Below are 6,647 nucleotides of genomic sequence, written 5' to 3' on the forward strand. Positions count from 1 at the left end.
GCCGGGCTTTGTCGAGGTCCTTCCGGGTGATGATCCCCACGAGAACATGCTCTTCCACGAGAGGCAGGGCAGCGTGTCCATACCGTATCATAACCCGGTAGGCATCGTCCACGGAAACTCCCGGAGAAACGGCCATGACGGGGCTGCTCATCACATCCCGAAGAAGAAGGGAGGGTTCGACGCACTCCTCGATGCGGTGCTCCAGTTCGGGGAGCAGGTCCTCGGGTTTCACCGCGGTGAGCGTCACCGACGCCGCCTGGGCGTGCCCCCCGCCGCCGAGGGTTCCCAGAAATGCCGCCATGTCCAGAACACCTTCCCTGCTCCGTCCCACTACGTAGGTACGCTGCTCCATGCCCACGACGGCGAGGGCCACGTCGGCGTCGTAGTAGTCCCGGAGCCGGTGCACAAACAAAGAGAGACCGTCCACGTATCTTCCAATGCGTGCATCGGCGAAAACCACCTTGGCGCCACGGATGTAGCGCTCTCTCGCACTCTCCACGAGAGCGTCCAGCAAGCCTCGCTCCTCGGCATTGAGGGCGATCTCGATGTGCGAAGGAATCATAGTCATGTCTGCACCGAGCTCCCGGAGATACGCCACGGCCTCGTAATCTCTCCGGCAGGTGGCGCCGAAGGTGAGCGCCCCCGTGTCCTCGTAGATTCCCATGGCAAAAAGCGTCGCTTCCTGAGGGGAGATGGAGACGCCTCGCTCCCGAAGCACCTCCACGAGAAGTGTCGTGGTGGCTCCGACAGAGTCGATCAGGGAAAACGACGCCGGAATGGGATCGAGAACGGGAGGATGATGGTCGTACACGTGTACGTCGATGTTCTTCTTTCCGAGGAGGGACGCGAAAGGGCCGATGCGGGAAGCGGCGCGCACATCCACGCACACCAGCATCGAGACTGAATCCAGGTCGATCTTTCGCGGCGTGAGGACCTGCCAGCGCAAACCGAACCGTTTCAGGAACTCCCGCACATTCCGGGTCGCCGATCCGGCGAAACAGAGCACCGCATCCTCGTAGAGTCTGGACGCCGCAACCATGCTTGACAGAGAATCGAAATCCGAGCCGATGTGGCTGGTTATGACCTTCATGAGAGTTCCGTCGAAGCGGCGCAGGAGCGAACGATCCATTCGAGTGCCGCCGCGTTTCCCCGCCGCACTTCCCGGGCGGTGATCACCGGAAGCTCGTAGGAATGCGCGGCGAGAAGCCGCTCCCGAAGTACCGGAAAAAGCTTTTCCGTGGTCGTCGCCACGAGCAGGTGTTCCGCCTCGGTTTCGACCACACTCTTCCACCGGAAAACGCTCTCCACCGGAACAACGTGCGTGCAGGCGGCAAGATTCTCCCGAACGAGCATACGGGCCAGGGAAAGCGCTTCCTCCCTGGACGCGCAGGCACACTCCACCGAGAGCAGTTCCGCCATGCCGCGCAAGAGCAGCCCCAAGGCGTTGCCTTTTCGACGAAAGGTCTCCAGATCCTCTCCGTTCTCGAGAACGAAACGGGAACGTGCCTTTTTCTCCTCCGAAGACAGGAGTCGTCGTTCCCGAAGCAAAAGCGCCTCCCTGCCGATGCCCCGATATTCGTTCCTTGCGGCCCGAACTTCCTCGGGAGCCGTGACGAACACGACCAGATCCATCCACCAGGGCACTCCCACCTCGAAAAGGAGGGGAATCTCCGCCACGACCCACCGGGAAGCGGCGCTCACGAGCCGCTCCATCTCCTCAAGAACAGGGGGATGAAACAGTCCGTTGAGCCACCGATAGGCCTCGTCGTCGGCAAAAACGCGCTCCGCTACAGCAGAACGCCGCACGCGCCCCTCTTCGTCGAAGACATCGGGCCCCAGGCGCTTCCGCACCGCGTCGAGGATGTCCGGCGAATTCCAAAGCCGGGCCACGATCGCGTCGGCACTCACCACCGTCGCCCCCATCCCGCTCCAGAGGTGTGCGAGGGTACTCTTACCAGCCCCGACGTCTCCGGTCAAACCGACGACCACCATGGACGCTCTCCTCCTTGCGGTTCTCCATCGTTCTGCATTCGTCGGGAATCTCCCAGAGAAACCGAGAAAATCCGTTCCGCTGCACTGTCCCGAAGAGCACCCGGGAACGAGCTCCCGACAGATAGAGGCGCTCCTCCGCTCTTGTCATCCCCACATAGCAGAGCCGCCGCTCCTCCTCGATGCCGTTTTCCTCTTCGATGCAGCGGGCATGCGGAAAAATGCCTTCCTCCATTCCCACGAGAAAGACGACGGGGAACTCCAGTCCCTTCGCCGCATGGAGCGTGAGCAGGTTCACCGCATCCTCGGAACCGTCCTCCCGGCGATCCAGATCCGTGAAGAGCGCCACCTCCCCGAGGAACTCCTCCAGTGTCCCCTCCGAAGGAATCACTGAAAGAAGCTCGAACACGTTCTCCTCCCGCTCCTCCCAATTCTCCGGTTCAGTCTCCCGAAGAAAGGCCGCGTATTCAAGAGCGTCCATCACATAGCGGATGGCTTCTCCCACGGCGTTCTTCCGCTCTCCAAGGTTCCGCATGTGCCGTGCCAGAGTACGGACCCCCTCGCCGGCCTTGCCGCGCAATCCGGCTCCGGTCTCCTCCAGTCTTTCCCAGAGAAAGGCGTCGTCTCCTTCTCGGGTTTTTTCGAGGGTCTCCGCGAGGGATTCCAACCCCTTTTTGCCGAGCCCCCGGGGAGGGATGTTTCCCACCCTGAAAAGGGAAAGACGATCCCTCGGATTCACGGCGAGACGAAGAAAGGCGAGTACATCCTTGATTTCTTTTCGCTCGTAGAAAGCCGTCCCGCGAACAACCCGATAGGGAATGCCGCCTTCGAGGAATGCCTGCTCGTAGACGCGACTCAGGGCGTTCATGCGATAGAGAACCGCCACATCGCCGTATCGGTATCCCTCGTTACGCAGACGTTCCGTCTCCTCCGCGACAAAGAGCGCTTCCTGACGTTCACTGCCTCCGAGAAGAAGGTGAAGGGGATTGCCTCCGTCCCGAACCGTCCAAAGATCCTTGTTTTTTCTGGCGTTGTTGTTTCGGATCACCGCATTGGCAGCCTTGAGGATCGTCGCGGAGGAGCGGTAGTTCTGATCGAGCACCACCACCTTCGCTCCGGGAAAATCGCGCTCGAAGTTGAGAATCATGCGCATGTCCGCCCCACGCCATCCGTAGATGGATTGATCCGGATCGCCCACGACCATGATGTGTCCCTCGCGTCCGACGAGCATGCGGAGCAGAAGATATTGAAGGCGGTTCACATCCTGGTATTCATCCACAAGCACCCAGTCGAGGGAACCTCGCTCCCTCCGGAGTACCTCCTCGTCCGTGGCGAGGAGGTGCAGCGGGAGTCGCAGGAGATCGTCGAAGTCGAGCGCTCCCTGCGCCCGAAGCGCACCGGTATAGGCGTCGAAAAGTTCCCTCATGGCGGCACGCAATCCCACCGGTTCGAGGGTTCGCACGTCTCCTTCGTTCTTCGCACGGGAAAACAGTTCCAGAATGCCTCCGATGTCTTCCTTCTCCTGCCCGCCCGCCGGAACATTCCCTTGGGCGGCAAGCAGTTCCTTCACCAGGGACCGCGTGTCGTTGCGGTCGAAAATCACAAAGTTCCGTCGGAAGCCTCTTTTCTCCAAAACGTCTCCCGAACGCAGAAGGAAACGGAGACCGAAGGCATGGAACGTCCCGATCTGCAGCGAGCGCTTCCCCCAGACTCCGGATCCTTCTCCCAGAAGGCTTGCGACCCGGTCGCGCATCTCCGCGGCGGCCTTGTTGGTGAACGTCACGGCGAGAATGCGTTCCCGAGGAACCCCTTGAGAGACAAGATGCGCAATCTTCGACGTGAGCACCTTCGTCTTGCCGCTCCCTGCGCCGGCGAGCACGAGGAGAGGTCCGTCGCAATAACGCACCGCCTCCTCCTGACGCGGGTTCAGGGCATTTCGGAGATCCATCCCGGCTGTGCCGGGTACGCGCATTTTTTCGGTCATCGGCGTCGTTTCTCCTCAAGCCATTCGTCGAGCCCGGAAAGCCACTCCTCCAGCCCATCCCCCTGGATGGAATCGACCAGAAAACGCCGTGCCGAGGGATTGAGCTTCTCCACGTCGCCCCAGAAGCGCTCGGGAGAAAAACGGACGTAAGGCGCGAGATCCATCTTGGTGAGAATTACCGCCCGAACCAGATGGAAGAGATGCGGATATTTGAGCGGCTTGTCGTCTCCCTCGGGAACGCTGGAGACAGCGACCTTGAAATCCTCGCCGAGATCGAACTCCGCCGGACAGACGAGGTTGCCCACGTTTTCCACGAAGAGAAGATCCACCTCGTCCAGCGGCAGCGCACCGAGAGCTTTTCGGACGAGATGCGCCTCCAGGTGACACCCTCCCTCGGTGTTGATCTGCACCGAGGGGACACCGAGAGCGGCGATGCGCTCCGCGTCGCGGCTCGTGGCTACATCCCCCTCGATGACGGCACACCGAAAACGGCGCGCCTCCGGCCGTTCCGTATTTTTCCGCAGCGTCGCCTCCAGCAGCGTGGTTTTTCCTGCGCCGGGAGAACCGATGAGATTCACCAGAAGCACGCCCCGCCGTCCCAGTTCTTCCCGGACAGCCGCAGCGTTCCGCCGGTCCTCCTCGAAGACGGACCGCCGAATGTTTACCAGTCTCGGCATGATCGACACTCCTTCGTCGCCTCTTCGGGTCTTTCCTCGGAATCTTCGACTTCCACAAAATCGATTTCCAGTTCCATGCCCTCCCGCAGCTCCGTCCGAACGGCTCCACAGTTCGGACAAAGTGCGCATGCGGCATCACCGGGCCAAACATTCCCGCACTCCCGACACGTCCAGAGAAGCGGGACAGGAACGATGTCGAGAACGGCGCCTTCGAGAATCGTCCCTTTTGAGGCCACGTCGAAACAGAACAAGAGCACATCGGGAACCACCTGACGCATCTCTCCCACCCGGAGGACAATCCGGGTGACTGTAGCCCATCCCTGTTCCTGTCCCTGTTGCAGCAGTTCCTTGCAGAGTGCTTCCACAAGCGAGAGTTCATGCACGGGCGGACGCACCCTTCGGCCTTGTGACGATCACGCGGCTCTCCGCATAGGGAGCACCGTATCCGGAGCTCACCAGAGCCTTCGTGAGGCTATTCACTCCCGAAAGTCCCTGGGGAAGAATGACGTACCCTCTCCCGAGCGAGGCATCGACCACAAGGTGAACCTCCACATTGCCCTCACCGTTTTCTCCCTGCAACAGAAGACGCTCTCCCCCGGAAAATCCGCGCTCCCCGGCCTCGTCGGGAGCCATGCGACATTCCGGCAGATCCGGGAGACCTCTCACATGTCGACTTTGGCCGTTCGTGTACGCCGCCACGTGAACCGTCACAAGCCGAAGCGGAACATGCCTCCGGTCCTCCGTCTCGGGAACGACATCGGGCATCGAAGAGAGCGTCATGTCTTCCCGAGACAGAGCTGTGCCGTCATCCCCACGTTGAGGAAGCTCCAGCGGAAGCGACGCACAGGCATCCTCCGATCTCCAGAATTCCGGCTCATCCCACCTGTAAAGCCCCTCGCCGACGCACTCCAGCCGCGTGTCGGCGAGAAGTCGCGCATCCATGAGATGCTTGCGCTCCTCAAGGTCTACCGTAAGGCCCAACGCCTCGGCGAAACCAGAGAAAATCCTCACGTCCGACAAGGCCTGCCCCCGGGGCGAGAAAACCTGCTCGCTCCGGACAAGATAGTTGTGCCAGTAGGAACCACGCCAATCGCCGCCCTCTTCGAGAAAGGTCGTCGCGGGAAGAACAAGATCGCACGCGGCGGCGGTTTCGGTGAGGACATGGTCCACACAGACCTTGAAGGGAATGTTCCGGAACGCCCGAGCCAGACTCTCACTCTGAGGACTCTGACGCAGAGGATTCGCGCAGGTCACCACCAGAAGTTCCACGGGAGGACTGCAACGGGGCAGTTCCCTGAACCAGGCGGCAATGGGCAGGCGCCTTTCCAGCGGAAAAAGCGGGAGAAACTCTTTCGGAAACAGCGCGGATTCGTCTTTGCCGAAAACGACACCGCCTCCCGGACTCTCGAAGGCACCCAACAACACCGCCAGGGCGCCGAGCCACCAGAACTGAAGGTGTCCCGAGAGGTAGCGCTGCATTCCGTATCCACCGTAGTGCGTCACCGGGAGGAAGCGACAAAGCCACGCAAGCAACTCCGCTGCTTCCTCCCGAGGCATTCCTGCATTTTCGAGGAGCATATCCTCGTCCAGGCCGGCCAGAAAAGCCGAAAAAGCCGCAGCGTTCCGAGCGCGGGTACTCCAGGTGGGCGAACAGCGTCCCTCCAGCACAAGGCGACGACACAGAAAAGCGGCGAGAAAGGCGTCACCGCCGGGGCGCACTCTCCAAAAACGGTCTCCAAAGGCTGCGGTGACGCTTTTCCGGATTTCCACGGAAGCGACTTCGCCGCCTCGTCGCCGAATCTCCCGCAGAAGGGGCACTACATGGGGGTGTGTCTCCAGAGCGTTCCTTCCCCAAAAAAGGACCCCCCCGGCAAAGCGCTGCGTCGTCTCGGGACGTTGCACCGGCACCTCGCCGAAGCAATTGCGCAATCCTCTGTTTCCAGCGGAACCGCAGAGCGACCCCACAGTTCGCGTACATCCGCCGAGGGCCGCAAAAA

General features: G+C 61.2%; 6 protein-coding genes. All 6 read right to left on the reverse strand.

The features are described 5' to 3' along the window. Positions 1-1,129: CBS domain-containing protein (locus Q1K49_RS14655; RefSeq protein WP_300526708.1), on the reverse strand; the 1,129-nt coding region annotated here is incomplete at its 3' end. Next, complete coding sequence (coaE, locus tag Q1K49_RS14660; RefSeq protein WP_300526709.1) at positions 1,087-1,992, reverse strand: dephospho-CoA kinase; 906 nt, start codon at positions 1,990-1,992, stop codon at positions 1,087-1,089. The genes coaE and Q1K49_RS14655, both read right to left, overlap by 43 nt. Then, positions 1,952-3,973 carry a UvrD-helicase domain-containing protein gene (locus tag Q1K49_RS14665; RefSeq protein ID WP_300526710.1) on the reverse strand — a complete coding sequence of 674 codons (2,022 nt, stop codon included), beginning with the start codon at positions 3,971-3,973 and terminating at the stop codon, positions 1,952-1,954. The genes coaE and Q1K49_RS14665 overlap by 41 nt, the downstream gene beginning before the upstream one ends. Next, entirely contained in the window at positions 3,970-4,650 is a 681-nt protein-coding gene (gene hypB / locus Q1K49_RS14670; protein WP_300526711.1) for a hydrogenase nickel incorporation protein HypB, read from the reverse strand. The genes Q1K49_RS14665 and hypB overlap by 4 nt, the downstream gene beginning before the upstream one ends. Beyond that, complete coding sequence (hypA, locus tag Q1K49_RS14675) at positions 4,635-5,033, reverse strand: hydrogenase maturation nickel metallochaperone HypA (protein ID WP_300526712.1); 399 nt, start codon at positions 5,031-5,033, stop codon at positions 4,635-4,637. The genes hypB and hypA overlap by 16 nt, the downstream gene beginning before the upstream one ends. After that, the coding region (locus Q1K49_RS14680; RefSeq protein WP_300526713.1) for a molybdopterin-dependent oxidoreductase at positions 5,026-6,647 on the reverse strand (1,622 nt) is incomplete at its 5' end. The genes Q1K49_RS14680 and hypA, both read right to left, overlap by 8 nt.

The organism is Aminiphilus sp., from assembly GCF_029975095.1.
In the GTDB taxonomy this organism is placed as follows: Bacteria; Synergistota; Synergistia; order Synergistales; family Aminiphilaceae; genus Aminiphilus.